The 13,944-nt window shown below is 70.8% G+C and carries 13 protein-coding genes; 8 read left to right on the forward strand and 5 right to left on the reverse strand.

Annotation, left to right across the window (positions count from 1 at the left end; genetic code table 11):
* Positions 1-160 precede the first annotated feature (160 nt).
* Positions 161-472, reverse strand: a complete 312-nt coding sequence (locus tag IAI58_RS19955; RefSeq protein WP_207446220.1) for a hypothetical protein — start codon at positions 470-472, stop codon at positions 161-163.
* Positions 473-779: 307 nt separating this feature from the next.
* On the opposite strand from IAI58_RS19955, the gene IAI58_RS19960 reads away from it, so the two are divergent.
* The 8 genes from IAI58_RS19960 (at position 780) to IAI58_RS19995 (ending at position 11,179) form a co-directional block, all read left to right on the forward strand.
* On the forward strand, positions 780-1,847 hold the full coding sequence (locus IAI58_RS19960) for an ABC transporter ATP-binding protein (RefSeq protein ID WP_208776253.1): 1,068 nt from the start codon (positions 780-782) through the stop codon (positions 1,845-1,847).
* Positions 1,844-3,922: a hydantoinase/oxoprolinase family protein gene (locus IAI58_RS19965; protein WP_207446223.1), complete on the forward strand. Its 2,079-nt coding sequence runs from the start codon at positions 1,844-1,846 to the stop codon at positions 3,920-3,922. The genes IAI58_RS19960 and IAI58_RS19965 overlap by 4 nt, the downstream gene beginning before the upstream one ends.
* Positions 3,919-5,916, forward strand: a complete 1,998-nt coding sequence (locus IAI58_RS19970) for a hydantoinase B/oxoprolinase family protein (protein ID WP_207446225.1) — start codon at positions 3,919-3,921, stop codon at positions 5,914-5,916. Before IAI58_RS19965 ends, IAI58_RS19970 begins: the two co-directional genes overlap by 4 nt.
* A 4-nt stretch (positions 5,917-5,920) precedes the next feature.
* Entirely contained in the window at positions 5,921-6,961 is a 1,041-nt protein-coding gene (locus tag IAI58_RS19975; protein WP_207446227.1) for an extracellular solute-binding protein, read from the forward strand.
* Complete coding sequence (locus IAI58_RS19980; protein WP_207446229.1) at positions 6,961-7,779, forward strand: ABC transporter permease; 819 nt, start codon at positions 6,961-6,963, stop codon at positions 7,777-7,779. The genes IAI58_RS19975 and IAI58_RS19980 overlap by 1 nt, the downstream gene beginning before the upstream one ends.
* A complete protein-coding gene (locus IAI58_RS19985) occupies positions 7,779-8,579 on the forward strand; it encodes an ABC transporter permease (protein WP_207446231.1) in 801 nt (266 codons plus the stop codon). The genes IAI58_RS19980 and IAI58_RS19985 overlap by 1 nt, the downstream gene beginning before the upstream one ends.
* Complete coding sequence (locus IAI58_RS19990; protein ID WP_207446232.1) at positions 8,576-9,868, forward strand: NAD(P)/FAD-dependent oxidoreductase; 1,293 nt, start codon at positions 8,576-8,578, stop codon at positions 9,866-9,868. Before IAI58_RS19985 ends, IAI58_RS19990 begins: the two co-directional genes overlap by 4 nt.
* Positions 9,869-9,973: 105 nt before the next feature.
* Positions 9,974-11,179, forward strand: a complete 1,206-nt coding sequence (locus tag IAI58_RS19995) for an MFS transporter (RefSeq protein ID WP_237182965.1) — start codon at positions 9,974-9,976, stop codon at positions 11,177-11,179.
* A 41-nt stretch (positions 11,180-11,220) separates the two neighbouring features.
* Here IAI58_RS19995 and mnhG read toward each other — a convergent pair whose 3' ends face one another.
* Genes mnhG through IAI58_RS20015 form a run of 4 tightly spaced genes read right to left on the reverse strand, consistent with a single transcriptional unit; the run spans position 11,221 to position 13,941 of the window.
* Positions 11,221-11,586, reverse strand: coding sequence for a monovalent cation/H(+) antiporter subunit G (gene mnhG / locus IAI58_RS20000; RefSeq protein ID WP_207446233.1), 366 nt, complete (start codon positions 11,584-11,586; stop codon positions 11,221-11,223).
* Positions 11,583-11,864 carry a K+/H+ antiporter subunit F gene (locus IAI58_RS20005; RefSeq protein WP_207446234.1) on the reverse strand — a complete coding sequence of 94 codons (282 nt, stop codon included), beginning with the start codon at positions 11,862-11,864 and terminating at the stop codon, positions 11,583-11,585. Before IAI58_RS20005 ends, mnhG begins: the two co-directional genes overlap by 4 nt.
* On the reverse strand, positions 11,861-12,346 hold the full coding sequence (locus tag IAI58_RS20010) for a Na+/H+ antiporter subunit E (RefSeq protein WP_207446235.1): 486 nt from the start codon (positions 12,344-12,346) through the stop codon (positions 11,861-11,863). The genes IAI58_RS20005 and IAI58_RS20010 overlap by 4 nt, the downstream gene beginning before the upstream one ends.
* Positions 12,343-13,941, reverse strand: a complete 1,599-nt coding sequence (locus IAI58_RS20015; RefSeq protein WP_207446433.1) for a monovalent cation/H+ antiporter subunit D — start codon at positions 13,939-13,941, stop codon at positions 12,343-12,345. Before IAI58_RS20015 ends, IAI58_RS20010 begins: the two co-directional genes overlap by 4 nt.
* Positions 13,942-13,944 lie beyond the last annotated feature (3 nt).

Here is a 13,944-nt window from a genome sequence, read left to right on the forward strand (position 1 = left end):
CGAAATCCTCGGCTACGGCCTGGGCGAGCGCTGCCGGACGGTTCCGCTTGAAGGCCGGAAGGTCTTCCTGCCGCGCAGCCTCAGGGAAGACGGGGTTGTCGCCGCTTCCCATCCTCGCTTTCCTGCCCGGCCGTCATTCGCCGGCGCTCCCGCGTGACCGCTAGATGAACTGGCCGCGCAGGAAGCCCAGCGCCGGCAGCGGCCGCCAGCTGCGCGGCAGCTCGGCGCGGCGGATCGTCGATACGCTGTAATTGGGCACTGGCATGCTGGAACTTCGCAGGAAGCCGGCATAGGCGCGCACCTGCTGTTCCCGCCATATGCGGTCGGCATCGGCGGCGGCGCGGCTGGCATAGATCTCGGCGATCCTGGTCTTCCGGCCAACGGCGGCGACGACGGCCCAGAGCTTGTCGTCGCGTGTGCGGCTGAAATTCACCACCCGGTCGGGGGGCTGGGCATCCTCTGACTGATTCATGCCTCCGCTCTCATCAGTTCGGTTCCAGCGTAACGCCAACGGGCCTGCGCGTGCAGCGAAAGAATCCGTGCCCCGATGCCCGCGCGGCCCCCGACCCGGCGACCGTCGTTACCGTCCGCGCGAAAAGTTGAAAGACCTGGGATCATGACGTGATTTTCCGGAATATGGGGAGCGCCATGCTGGCGGGCGACACTCCCCTGGAATGGACGCGCTTGCACGGGGCGGAAAGGCACGACTAACGTTTCCCCCGGCGCAGACGCCCCATGCAAGGAAAACGGCCCTGTTATCCGCCGGCGATTCCGCGAGAGTGCCGACCGGCCTGCGGTTGGAGGGGGTGACGCGGCGCTTCGGGCAGACCGTGGCGGTGCATCCGCTCGACCTCTCCATCGGGGGGGGCGAGATGCTGGCGCTGCTCGGCCCCTCCGGCTGCGGCAAGACCACCACTCTCCGTATGGTCGCCGGCTTCGAGCAGCCCGATGCCGGTCGCGTGATCATCGGTGGAGAGGATGTGACGCCGCAACGCCCGGCCAGGCGCCGCCTCGGCATGGTGTTCCAGAACTACAGCCTGTTTCCACATATGACGGTGGCCGAGAATGTGGCCTTCGGGCTGCGGATGCAGTCGGTACCGCGCCCGGAGCGCGACAGGCGCGTGCGGGCCATGCTGGAATTGGTGCAGCTGGCGCCGCTGGAGAACCGCCGCCCGGCGCAGCTCTCGGGCGGGCAGCAGCAGCGCGTGGCGCTGGCCCGTTCGCTGATCACGGAACCCCGTGTCCTGCTGCTGGACGAACCGCTCGGCGCGCTGGACAAGAACCTGCGGGAGAGCATGCAGTTCGAGCTGCGCTCGTTGCAGCGGCGGCTCGGCATCACCACCCTGCTCGTCACGCATGACCAGGAGGAGGCGCTGTCGATGAGCGACCGTGTCGCCGTCATGCGCGCCGGGCGCGTCGTGCAGGCCGGCGCGCCGGCATCCATCTATGACCGCCCGGCCACGCGCTTCGTCGCCGCCTTCCTCGGCACCTCCAACCTCTTCTCCGGCGCCGCGCGGCAGGGCGAGATGCGGCTGGGGGCCGGCGGCACCATCCGCCTGCCCGACGCAACCGCGCAGGGCGCGGCCATCCTCTCCGTGCGGCCCGAGCGGATCGCCGTGGGGGAGCAGGCCCAAGGCCTGGACAACAGCTTCGATGCCGTGGTGCGCAGCGCCGCCTTCCGCGGCAGCTTCTTCGCCTATGAGCTGGAGGCACCGGCCCTGGGCCAGGTGCTCTATGCCTATCGTCATCCGCAGGGTTCGCTGGGCGAGGCCATGATCGCGCCCGGTGCCGGGACACGCCTGGGATGGCGCGCCGAGGATGGCGTGATCGTGGAGGAAGACCAGTGAGCCCGGAGACCACCCGCAAACCGACTTCCCTGGCGCGCGTCGGCATCGATGTCGGCGGCACCTTCACCGATTTCGTGCTCTATGACCCCGCCGCCGGGCGGCTGACGCATCACAAGCAGCCCAGCACGCCGCAGGACCCCTCCCGCGCCGTGGCCGAGGGCCTGCTGGCGCTGCTGGAAAAGGCCGCGCTGCCGCCCGCGCGCCTGGGGCTGCTGATGCATGGCACCACCATCGGGCTGAACGCCATCATCCAGCGCAAGGGCGCGCGGGTGGCGCTGGTGGTGACGGAAGGCTTCCGCGACGTGCTGGAGATCGGGCGCAGCCGCATGCCCTCCTCCCTCAACTTCCACGCGCGGAAGGAGACGCCACTGGTGCCGCGCGCCGAGGTGGTGGAGATCCACGCGCGCCTGAACGCCGCCGGCCAGCCCACGCGCCGGCCGGACGACGCCGAGCTGGACCGTGTCGCCGCCGCGCTGCGCCGGCTGGCGCCGGATGCCGTCGCGCTGATGCTCATCAACGGCTATGCCGAGCCGGAATTCGAGCAGGGGGTGGCCGAAGCGCTCATCACGCGACTGCCGGGGCTGCCCATCTCCTCGGCGGCGGTGATCTGGCCGGAGATCCGGGAATACGAGCGCACGCTCGTCGCCTGCATGAACGCGGCCATCCAGCCCCTGATGCAGAATTATTTCGACCTGCTGCAACAGCGGCTGGTGGCGCAGGGCACGGCGCCGCCGCTCTTCATCACCGCCTCCAACGGCGGCTCCCTCAGCCTCGGCACGGCACGGGCGCGACCGGTGGAGACGCTGCTCTCCGGCCCCGCATCCGGCGTCATGGCGGCGACGCGGCTGGCGCGGCAGGCGGAGGTGCCGCGCATCATCACCTTCGACATGGGCGGCACCAGCAGCGATATCGCCATCGCGGCCGAGGGGCAGCCGGAATTCGCCACGCGGACGGAGATCGGCGGCCTGCCGCTGGTGCTGCCGGTGGTGGCGGTCAGCGCCATCGGCGCCGGCGGCGGCTCCATCCTGCGCGTGGATGCGCATGGCGTTCTGAAGGTGGGGCCGGAAAGCGCCGGGGCCACCCCCGGGCCGGTGGCCTATGGCCTCGGCGGCACGCGGCCGACGGTGACGGATTGCTACCTCGTCACCGGGCTGATCGACCCTGCGCGCTTCCTCGGCGGCCGGCTGAAGCTCGACCGGGATGCCGCGCGCCGGGCCCTGGCGGAAGTGGCGGCACAGCTTGGCATCGAGGGTCCCGAAGCCGCCGAGCGGGCGGCCTGGGGCGCGCTGCGCGTCGCGACCTCCGGCATGGTGACGGAGATGTTCAAGACCATGGCGAGCCGTGGCCTGGACCCCGCCAGCTTCGCGCTGATGCCCTTCGGCGGCGCCGGCCCCACTCATGCCAGCCTGCTGGCGGAGGATGCCGGCATCGGCCAGGTGGTGGTGCCGGTCGGCGCCGCGACCTTCTGTGCCTTCGGCGCGGCCTCCGCCGACCTGCGGCGCGACTATGCCCGCAGCCTGCGCCGGCGGCTGGACGCGGCGGGCGCCGCGCTGCTGGCCCAGCGCCTCCAGGCCCTGGAGGAGGAGGCGCGGGGCTGGCTGGCGGGGGAGGGGGGGCTGGCCCGCGCCGTGACCTTCCAGCGCGCCGCCGACATGCGCTACGCCGGCCAGGCCTATGAGCTGCGGGTGGAGCTGCCGCGGGCCGAGATGGCGCCCGATGCGCTGGCCGAGGCCTTCCACCAGGTGCATGAGCGGCTCTACGGCTTCCGCGACACCACGGCCGCCATCGATATCGGCACCGCCCGCCTCGCCATCCTGGGGGAGGTCGAGCCGATCCTGCTGCCGCCGCTGCCCGCCAGCGAGGCCAGTCCCGAACCCTATGCCCGCCGGCCGGTTTTCCTCGGTGAGGTCTGGGTGGAGGCCGCGATCCATGACCGCTCCATGCTGCGCGCCGGCCAGTGGATGACCGGCCCCGCCATCATCGAGCAATCCGATACCACGACGCCGCTGCTGCCCGGCTGGGCCGCCTCGGTCGATCCGCAGGGCAACCTGCACCTGACGCGGGTGACGCCATGAAGCTCGACCCTGTCACGCTGGAGATCCTGGGCAACAAGCTGGCGGCGGCGACCGAGGAGATGTGCCTGACGCTGCAGCGCGTCGGCCGCACCCTCTACGTGAAGGAAACCGCGGATTTCGCCTGCGCCCTGGCCGGGCTGGACGGGCGCTTCTTCGCCTATCCGCGTTCCATCGGCGTCTCCGGCTTCGTGGGGCTGGACTGCCTGCCGACCATCCGCGCCGTCGGGCCGCTGGAGCCCGGCGATGTCATCCTGACCAACGACCCCTATCGCTCCCACGGGCTGGCGACGCATCTGCCGGACCTGCATGTCATCGCGCCCTGCTTCCATGAGGGCGAGATCGTCGCCTATGCCTGGGCCTTCGTGCACTGCTCGGATGTCGGCGGGCGCGTGCCCAGCAGCATCTCCCCCACCAATGACGAGATCTACCAGGAAGGCCTGCAGATCCCGCCGCTGAAGCTGGTGCGGCGCGGCGAAATCGATCCGGTGGTGGAGCTGCTCTTCCGCGCCAATACCCGCACGCCGGACGCCAATATGGGCGATATCCGCGCCATGCTGGCGGCGCTGGAGGTCGGCCGCCGCCGCGTGGAGCGCGTCATCGCGCAGCATGGCGCGCAGGCGCTGCTGCACGCGCAGCAGGACCTCTGCGACTATGCCGAGGCCCGCGCCCGCGCCGTGCTGGCCCGCCTGCCCGCGGGCGAGTACCGCTTCGCCGATTACCTCGACAGCGACGTCGTCTCCGACCTGCCGGTGCGGCTGGCGGTGACGGTGCGGCTGGGCGGCGGCGGGGTGGAGATCGACTTCACCGGCACCGACCCGCAGCTATCCGCCGCCATGAACATCCCCAGCGCCGGGCAGGTGCATCCCTGGCTGACGCTGCGCGTCATGGCCCTGGTGGCGACGCTGGACCCTGCCGTGCCGCTGAATGCCGGGTTGCAGCGCCCCATTGCCATGATCGCGCCCGAGGGCTCGGTGGTGAACCCGCTGCGCCCCGCCGCGGTGGGCGTGCGCCATGCCGCCTGCGTCCGCGTCAACGACGTGCTGAACGGGGCGCTGATCCAGGCGGCGCCCGAGGTGATGACGGCGGCCAATAGCGGCATGATCGTGCCCGTGGTGGTGGCCGAGCCCGATGGGCGCGGCGGCCGCAACGTGCAGGTGGTGGAGCCGATGACCGGCGGCACCGGCGGGCGCTTCGGGGCCGATGGCACGGACGGACGCGACCCCTCCATCTCCAACCTCGCCAACAACCCGGTGGAGACGGTGGAGGCCGAGCTTTCGGTCGAGATCTCCCGCTACGCGCTGCGCGCCGATTCCGCCGGCCCGGGCCAGTGGCGCGGCGGCGCGGGGGTGGAACTGGAATTCCGCATCGGCACCGACCACAGCATGGTGCTGGCGCGCGGCATGGAACGCGCGCTGTTCCGCCCCTGGGGCTCCCATGGCGGCCATGCCGGCGCGCCCGCCGAACTGACCGTGCTGCGGGAGGGCGAGGCGCCGGAGACGCTGCGCCGGGTCGATGTGCTCTCGCTCAGGGCAGGGGATGTGGTGCGGCTGGCGACGGCCGGCGCCGGCGGCTACGGCCATCCCTTCGCGCGCGACCCGGCGCTGGTGCTCTCCGACTGGCGGCAGGGGCTGGCCTCGGCCGGGGCCGCCATGCGCGACTATGGCGTGGTGATCCACGATGGCGCGGTGGATGACAAGGCGACCGCCGCCTGCCGCGCCGGCCCGCGCCCGGACATGGGGGAGGGCGCGGAACGCAGCCGCTGGCAGGCCGTGTTCACCCCCGACCGCATGGACCGCATGGTGGCGGCGCTGGGCCAGCATGAACTCGCCGCCCGCGAGGCGCTGCGGCGGGGTGCCTTCGCCGCCGTGCTGGGCGCGCTGCCCGGCGGCTTCCCCGCCCGCGACGCCCCGGCCGAGGCCCTGGCAGCCGCCAGCCAACGCCTGGACCACGAGATCGCCGCCCTGGCGGCCATCGGCGCAGCAGCAGGAGAGTGACGCGATGACCATCATCACACGGCGCGGCGCACTGGGCCTTGGCGCCATGGCCGGGCTGGGGCTTGCCCGGCCCCACCTGGCACGGGCGCAGGGCAGGAGCATCACCGTCACCGCCCTGGGCGGCGTCTGGGAGGAAGCGGTGCGAAGCTGCTTCGCCGAACCCTACGAGAAGCAGACCGGCAATACCGCGCGCGTGCTGATCGGCAGCCCGCCGCAATGGCTGGCGCAGATCGAGGCGAACCCGGCCCGCCCGCCGATCGACGCCATGGTCACGATCCCCGACCTCGCCATCGCCGCGGTGAAGAACGGGCTGATGGACCGCTTCACGGCCGAGAAGACGCCCAACATCGTCCATACGCCCAGGCAGTTCATCGATCCGCTGGATGACTGCGGCGTGATGTTCGACTACGGCGTGGCGGGCTTCACCTACAACAAGGATCGCATAAAGCAGCCGCCGAAATCCTTCGTGGAATTCGTCGACCGCACGGCCAGGGGCGAATGGCAGGCCTCCCTGCCCGGCATCGGCTATGCCGTGACGCCGATCATGCTGATCTGGGCCATGGCGCGCGCGCTGGGCGGCGGCGTGGACAATGTGGACCCCTTCTTCGACGCCATGAGGAAGATGCGCCGCAACGTCATCTTCTGGAACAGCCCGAACGACTTCGAAAGCGCGCTGGCGACGGGCGATGCGGAAATCGGCATCTATTTCGACGGCCGCACCTGGGCCTGGTGGGACAGCGGCGCCAAATTCGCGGGCTTCCTGAATCCCTCGGAGGGCGGCTCGATCAATGCCATCGCCGTGCAGAAGCCGAAGAATGCCAGCGAGGCCGTCTGGCCCTATCTGGACATCATGCTGAGCGCCGGGGCGCAGCTGAACTTCGCGAAGATGCTCAACTACGGCGTGACCAACAGCCAGGTGGTCTATCCGCCGGAGCTGGCGGCGCGCATCACGCCCTGGCAGGAGGCCGCGCTGCCGCCATATGCCGAGATCGCCGAGAAGCGCGCGGCCTGGGTGGACCGCTGGAATCGCGAGATCGGCCGCTGATGCGAAGGCTTCTGCTCCTGGCGCCGGCCGGACTGTTCCTGGCCGCGTTCTTCGTGCTGCCGCTGCTCGACATCGTCGGGCGCAGCGTCACGGAAGGGGATGGCAGCCTTAGCCCCGCGCGCTACGTCACGCTCTTCACCGATACCTTCTACCTGCGCTCCATGTTGCAGACCCTGCTGCTCTCGGCAGGGGTGACGCTGCTCTGCCTGCTGGCCGGCTACCCGGTGGCCTACTACCTGGTGCGGCATGCCCACCGCTGGCGCGGCGTGATCATCTTCACGCTGGTGGCGCCGCTGCTGACCTCCATCATCATGCGGACCTTCGGCTGGCAGGTGCTCTTCGCGCGGCGCGGCGTGGTGAACCTGCTGCTGGTGGACTGGCTCGGCATCCTGGATGCGCCGCTCCGCTTCACCGGCAGCCTCAGCATCACCGTGGCGGCCATGGTGCATGTGCTGCTGCCCTTCATGGTGCTCTCCATCGCGCCCGTCCTGCAGGGCATCGACCGGCGGCTGGAGGAATCGGCCGAGCTGCTGGGCGCCAGCCGCTTCCGCGCCTTCCGCGAGGTGACGCTGCCGCTCTCGGTTGATGGCATCGTCACCGGTTCCATCCTGGTCTTCATGGTGGCCAATGGCAGCTTCGTGACCCTGCTGCTGCTGGGCGGTGGATTGCAGACCCTGCCGCTGCTGATCTACCAGCAATTCAACACCACGCGGGATTTCGGCATGGTCAGCGCGATGAGCACCATCCTGCTGCTGATGGCCCTGGCCTGCCTCTGGCTGCAGCTGCGCGTGGTGCGCGGCGTGCGGGGGCTCGCCTGATGCGCCGCCCCGATCCCGCCATCTGGACGCTGCGCGCCATCGTCCTGCTCTTCACCATCTTCATGCTGGCGCCGATCGTCGTGGTGGTGGTGGTGGCCTTCACCTCCGCCGGCTATGTCGCCTTCCCCATGCCCGGCCTCTCGCTCCGCTGGTTCGAGCGGATGGTGGAATACCGGCCCTTCATGCGGAGCCTCTGGGTCAGCACGGAAGTCGCGCTGGGCGCCACGCTGCTCTCCGGCCTGCTGGGCGTTCCGGCCAGCCTGGCACTGGCGCGCAGCACGCATCCGGCGGCGCAGGCCACCATGACCTTCCTGCTCTCGCCACTGTCGATGCCGATGATCGTGCTGGGCTTCGCCTCGCTCTTCTTCCTCTCCCGCATCGGCGTCGGGCTCTCGCTGACGGCGCTGCTGATCGCGCATACCTGCGTCTGCCTGCCCTATGTCGTGCGCGTGGTGGCCTCGGTCTACCGCTCCATGCCGCCGAGCCTGGAGGAAGCGGCGGAGATCCTCGGCGCATCCCGCCTCGCCGTGCTGCGCCATGTCGTGCTGCCGCTGCTGCGGCCGGCGCTGGCGGCGGGCGGGCTGTTCTCCTTCCTCGTCTCCTTCGACAATCTGCCGCTCTCCTTCTTCTTCGGCAGCCCGGACACCAATACCCTGCCGGTGGTGATGCTGGCCTATGTGGAACAGCAGTTCGACCCCTCCATCGCCGCCATCAGCACGGCGCAACTGGCGGTGGCCGTGGTGCTGCTGGTACTGGCGGACCGCTTCTACGGGCTGGACCGCCTGGTGGTGAATTCATGAGCGGGAGCTGGCCAGGGGACGAGCCTTCCGCCCTCTATCGCCAGCTCTCGCGCGAGGGTTTCACCGCCGCGCCGCTGACCGGTGGCGCGCGGGCCGATGTCGCGGTGGTCGGCGGCGGCATCAGCGGGCTCTCGGCGGCGCTGCATCTGCGCTGGGCCGGGCTGTCCGTGGCGGTGCTGGAGGCCGCGGCCATCGGCGCCGGCGCCTCCGGCCGCAACAACGGGCAGGTGATCCCGACCCTGACACGGCACGACCCGCTGGCGGTGCGGGCTATCTTCGGTGAGGCACGGAGCGAGCGTTTCCTGCGGATGCTGCAGAGTTCGGCCGACCTGCTCTTCTCCCTGGTGGAGGAATACGGCATCGACTGCGACGCGGTGCGGAACGGCTGGTTCCAGGCAGCCCATTCCCCCGGCCGCGCCCGTGCCGCCGCCGCCCGCGCGGCCCAGTGGAAAGCACGCGGCGCCCCAGCGGAGGCGCTGGATGCCGCCGCGCTGCGCGCGCATCTGGGCGGCGGCGACTATGCCGGCGGCTGGCGTCATGGCGGCGGCGGGCACATCAATCCCCTGGCCTATACGCGGGGCCTGGCCCGGGCGGCGGTGGAGGAGGGGGCGGCCGTGCATGAGCATTCGCCCGCGCTCTCCCTGCGGCGGGAAGGGAATGACTGGCTGATCCGCTGCCCGCGGGGCGAACTGCGTGCCCGCAAGGTGGTGCTGGCGACCGCGGCCCATACCGGCGCGCTCTGGCCCGGGCTGGCGCGGACCATCGTGCCCGTCACCAGCTACCAGCTGGCCACCGACCCGCTGGGCGAGGATGGCGAGGGCGTCCTGCCATGGAACGAGGCCTGTTCCGATACCCGCAACGACCTGCGCTACTTCCGCCGGGACCGGGAGGGGCGGCTGGTCACTGGCGGCGCGCTGGCCGTCCAGGTCGATGTGCGGCGGCGGCTGACGCGGCTGGTGGCCGGCAGACTGGCCGAGACATTCCCGGCCCTGGCGGGCCGGGCGCTGCCCTGGTTCTGGGGCGGGCGCATCGCCATGACCACCGACCGCCTGCCCCGGCTGCACCGCAGCCCCGACGGGCTGGTGGCCTGGATCGGCTGCAACGGGCGCGGGCTGGCGCTCTGCACCGGCATGGGCGCGGTGGTGCGGGACGCGGTGCTGGACCGGCCGGAGGCGGAACTCGCCCTGCCGGTGACGCCGTTCCGGCCCGTGCCCTTCCACCCCCTGGTGCGCCGCACGGCACGCCTGGCGCTGCTGCACTACCGCCGCAGGGACCGCCGGGAGATCTGAGCGCGGGCCAGCCAGACGCTGGTCCCAGGTTGCCCATGCACAAGCCAGCCTGATAAGCCCCGTTTCATGCCAGTCACATGGCTGTAACAAGGACAAGTAACAATCGTGGATACACCAGTCACGCCGGAAGCGCGGAAGGCGCTCTGGGGCTCGGCCGTCGGCTACGCGATGGACGGGTTCGACCTGCTCATTCTCGGCTTCATGCTCAGCGCCATCGCCCGGGAGCTTCAGCTCGGCCAGGCCGAGGCCGCCTCGCTCGTGACCGGCACGCTGGTGGGCGCCGTCCTGGGCGGCCTGTTCTTCGGCATGCTCTCCGACCGGCTGGGCCGCGTCCGCGTGCTGACCTGGACGATCGTGCTCTTCGCCGTCTTCACCGGGCTCTGCGCCCTGGCCCAGGGCTACTGGGACCTGCTGGCCTACCGCACCATCGCCGGCCTCGGCCTGGGCGGCGAGTTCGGCATCGGCATGGCCCTGGTGGCCGAGGCCTGGCCGGCCAGCAAGCGCGCCCGCGCCTCCTCCTATGTCGGGCTGGGCTGGCAGGCGGGTGTCCTGCTCGCCGCCATCGCGACGCCGCTCCTCCTGCCGCTCATCGGCTGGCGCGGCATGTTCGCGGTGGGCGTGCTGCCCGCGCTGGTCGCCTGGGTGATCCGGCGCACGCTGCATGAGCCGGAGATCTTCACCGAGCGCAGCGCCAGGGCGGTGCGGGAGAGCTTCCCCCTGCGCCTGCTGGTGAAGGATGCCGAGACGACGAAGATCAGCCTGGGCCTGATCATCCTCTGCTCGGTCCAGAACTTCGGCTACTACGGCGTCATGATCTGGCTGCCGAACTACCTGAACAGCCGGTTCGGCTACGGCCTGACGCAGTCGGCTGTCTGGACGGCGGTGACCATCGCCGGCATGGCCGTGGGCATCTACGCCTTCGGCCAGATCGCGGACCGGATCGGGCGCCGCCCGGCCTTCCTCGGCTACATGATCGGCGCCGCGGTGATGGTGGTGGTCTATGCACAGCTGGAGAATGCCTGGGCCCTGCTCGTCGGCGGCGCCGTCATGGGCTTCTTCGTCAATGGCATGCTCGGCGGCTATGGCGCGCTGATCAGCGAGCTCTATCCCACCGCGGTCCGCGCGACGGCGCAGAACGTGTTGTTCAATATCGGCCGGGCGGTGGGCGGCTTCGGCCCGGTCGTGGTGGCCGCCATCGCCGGCACCCATGGCTTCGAGACGGCCATCGCCGCCCTGGCCGCGCTCTATGTCCTGGACCTCATCGCCCTGTGGCTGCTGATCCCGGAGCGCCGGGGCGCGCAGCTGTCCTGACGGCCGGGCAGGGGCGGCGGTGCCGCCCCCTGCCCGACCTCTTACTCCACCGGCTCGGCGGGCCGGGCGGAGACAGGCACATCGCCGCTGCCTTCCAGCCGGTCCCGGTGCAGGGCGGCGCGTGCCACCAGCATCAGCGTGACCGGCGTCGTCACGACGACGAAGATGCCGATCAGCACCTCATGCAGCACCAGCCGCGTCTGCAGCACCGAGAAGAAGATCATCGAGGCCAGCAGGACGGAGCCCATGCCGAAGGAGGTGGCGAGCGTCGGCGCGTGCAGGCGCTCATAGAAGCTCTTCAGGCGCAGCAGCCCGACGGAGCCGGCGAGCGACAGGCCGGCGCCGACCAGCAGCAGCAGGGCCACCGGCACCGCGACGAAGAGCGGAAGGTCCACGGCCTGGTTCATTCGATCACCTCCCCCCGCATCAGGAACTTGGCCAGGGCCGCCGTGCTGACGAAGCCCAGCAGGGCGATGACCAATGCCGCCTCGAAGTAGAGATCGGTGCCGGAGCGGATGCCGAAGGTCAGCAGCAGGATCATGCTGTTGACGTAGACCGTATCCAGCCCCACCACGCGGTCCTGCGCCCGGGGGCCGCGCAGCACGCGGTAGGTGGCGCAGATCATGGCGAGGCCCAGCATGACCTGGGCGATCAGCAGGGACCAGCTCAACAGGTCCTGGCTCATGGGAAGATCTCCATCAGCGGTTGCTCGTATCGCTCGCGGATGATGCTCACCCAGGTCGCCTCATCGACGAGGTCGAGCACATGCAGCAGCAGCCAGCCATCCTCCTCGTCGAACTCGACCCAGGCGGTGCCGGGCGTCGCGGTCAGGATGCAGGCCAGCAGCGCCAGCGGCCGCGGGTCCCGCAGCGCGAGCTGCACGCGGATGAAGCCGGTGCGGCGGTCCTTCCGCTGGCCGAAGATGACCCGCGCGACGCCGAGGTTGGACTGCGCCACATCCACCAGCACATGGCCGAGCAGCTTCAGCGCGATCATCGGGCGCCGTATCCGCAGGGGAGGCGGCTGCAGCAGGTCCAGCGCCCAGCCGCCCAGGGCCGCGACGACGATGCCCACCAGCGCCGGACCGGGCGAGACGGTCTGGTTGAGCAGCATCCACATCACGAAGAGCGCGCCGCTGATGAGCGGATGGGGGAAGAGGCGCCTCATGGCGTCTCTCCCAGCACGTTCTGCACATAGGCCTGCGGCGCGTGCAGCGCGGCGGCGGCGGCCTGCATGTAGCGCATCACCGAGCCGGCGCTGGCGGTCATGCCGATGCAGAGCCCCAGCAGCAGCAGGACCGGGGCGATCTCGATGACGCGGACCCGCGGCACGGCGCGGGTGGTGGCCCAGATGCTGCGGATGCCCGCGCGCGTCATGGCGATGACGGTCGCGAGCCCCGAGAGCACCAGCGCCGTCAGCAGCGCCCAGCCGCCCGGCGAGACGGTCGCCGGGCCCTCGCCCAGCCCGTTGGGGTTGAGGATGCCGGTCAGCATGGAGAACTTGGCGATGAAGCCGGAGAGCGGCGGCAGCCCGGCCAGCAGCAGGGCGCAGCAGAGGAAGCAGAGGCCCAGCACCGCCATGGTCGAAGGAATGGCCACGCCGACCTCGTCCTCCTCCTCATCCTCGTCCTCGCCATCGCCGAAGGCCTCCAGTGTCACCGCCAGCACGTCGGCGCCCACTTCGCGCCCGCGTTCCAGCAGCTCGATCAGCAGGAACAGGGCACCGATCGCCAGCGCCGAGCTGGCGAGGTAGTAGAGCGCCCCGCCCGTGACCGAGAGCTGCCCCGCCCCGATGGCCGCCAGCAGCGTGCCGGAGGAGATCAGCACGCTGGCGCCCGCGAGGCGCGAGAGGTCCTGCGTGGCCAGCACGCTGACGGCGCCGAAGGCGATGGTCATGATCCCGCCCACCAGCAGCCAGGTCTCCCCGAAGCCGGCGGAATCGCCGGCCCCGTCGCCGAACATCAGCAGCGAGACCCGCAGCAGGGCATAGACGCCGACCTTGCTCATCATGGAGAAGATGGCGGCAGCCGGGGGGCTGACCACGGAATAGGTCGGTGGCAGCCAGAAGCCGAGCGGCCACATCCCCGCCTTGACCAGGAAGGCCATGCCGAGGATGGCGGCGCCGGCCTCCAGCAGCGGCCGGTCGGCGGCCGGGATCTGCGGGATGCGGGCCGCCAGGTCCGCCATGTTCAGCGTGCCGGCGACGCCGTAGATCATGCTGACGCCGATCAGGAAGAGCACCGAGGCCGCCAGGTTGATGGCGATGTAGTGCAGCCCCGCCTTGACCCGCGCGATGCCCGAGCCATGCAGCGCCAGGCCATAGGAGGCGGCCAGCAGGACCTCGAAGAAGACGAAGAGGTTGAAGAGGTCGCCGGTCAGGAAGGCGCCGTTCAGGCCCATCAGCTGGAACTGGAACAGCGCGTGGAAATGCGCGCCCATGCGCTGCCAGCGCGTCAGGGAGTAGAGCAGCGCCGCGAGGCCCAGCACCGCCGTCAGCACCAGCAGCATGGCCGAGAGCCTGTCGACCACCAGCACGATGCCGAAGATCGCCGGCCAGTCGCCCATGCGATAGACGGTGACGAGCCCGGTGCCCGTGCCGCCCTCATGCGCCTGCACCGCCAGCGTGACGGCCACGGCCAGCAGCACGAGGGCGGAGCCGACGCCGAGCACCGGCCGCAGGCGGGAGTGCTGGTCGTCCAGCATGATCATGATGGCGCCGACGATCAGCGGCAGGGCGATCGGGACGATCGCCAGATGCATCATCCA

The sequence above is a fragment of the Roseomonas marmotae genome (genome assembly GCF_017654485.1).
Lineage (GTDB): Bacteria > Pseudomonadota > Alphaproteobacteria > Acetobacterales > Acetobacteraceae > Pseudoroseomonas > Pseudoroseomonas marmotae.

Bases quoted from the DNA above. Each gene is read 5' to 3' on its own strand.
- IAI58_RS19975 (WP_207446227.1), top strand. From the start codon at position 5,921: ATGACCATCATCACACGGCGCGGCGCACTGGGCCTTGGCGCCATGGCC.
- IAI58_RS19985 (WP_207446231.1), top strand. From the start codon at position 7,779: ATGCGCCGCCCCGATCCCGCCATCTGGACGCTGCGCGCCATCGTCCTG.
- mnhG (WP_207446233.1), bottom strand. From the start codon at position 11,586: ATGAACCAGGCCGTGGACCTTCCGCTCTTCGTCGCGGTGCCGGTGGCC.
- IAI58_RS20005 (WP_207446234.1), bottom strand. From the start codon at position 11,864: ATGAGCCAGGACCTGTTGAGCTGGTCCCTGCTGATCGCCCAGGTCATG.
- IAI58_RS19980 (WP_207446229.1), top strand. From the start codon at position 6,961: ATGCGAAGGCTTCTGCTCCTGGCGCCGGCCGGACTGTTCCTGGCCGCG.
- IAI58_RS19955 (WP_207446220.1), bottom strand. From the start codon at position 472: ATGAATCAGTCAGAGGATGCCCAGCCCCCCGACCGGGTGGTGAATTTC.
- IAI58_RS20015 (WP_207446433.1), bottom strand. From the start codon at position 13,941: ATGATGCATCTGGCGATCGTCCCGATCGCCCTGCCGCTGATCGTCGGC.
- IAI58_RS19970 (WP_207446225.1), top strand. From the start codon at position 3,919: ATGAAGCTCGACCCTGTCACGCTGGAGATCCTGGGCAACAAGCTGGCG.
- IAI58_RS20010 (WP_207446235.1), bottom strand. From the start codon at position 12,346: ATGAGGCGCCTCTTCCCCCATCCGCTCATCAGCGGCGCGCTCTTCGTG.
- IAI58_RS19990 (WP_207446232.1), top strand. From the start codon at position 8,576: ATGAGCGGGAGCTGGCCAGGGGACGAGCCTTCCGCCCTCTATCGCCAG.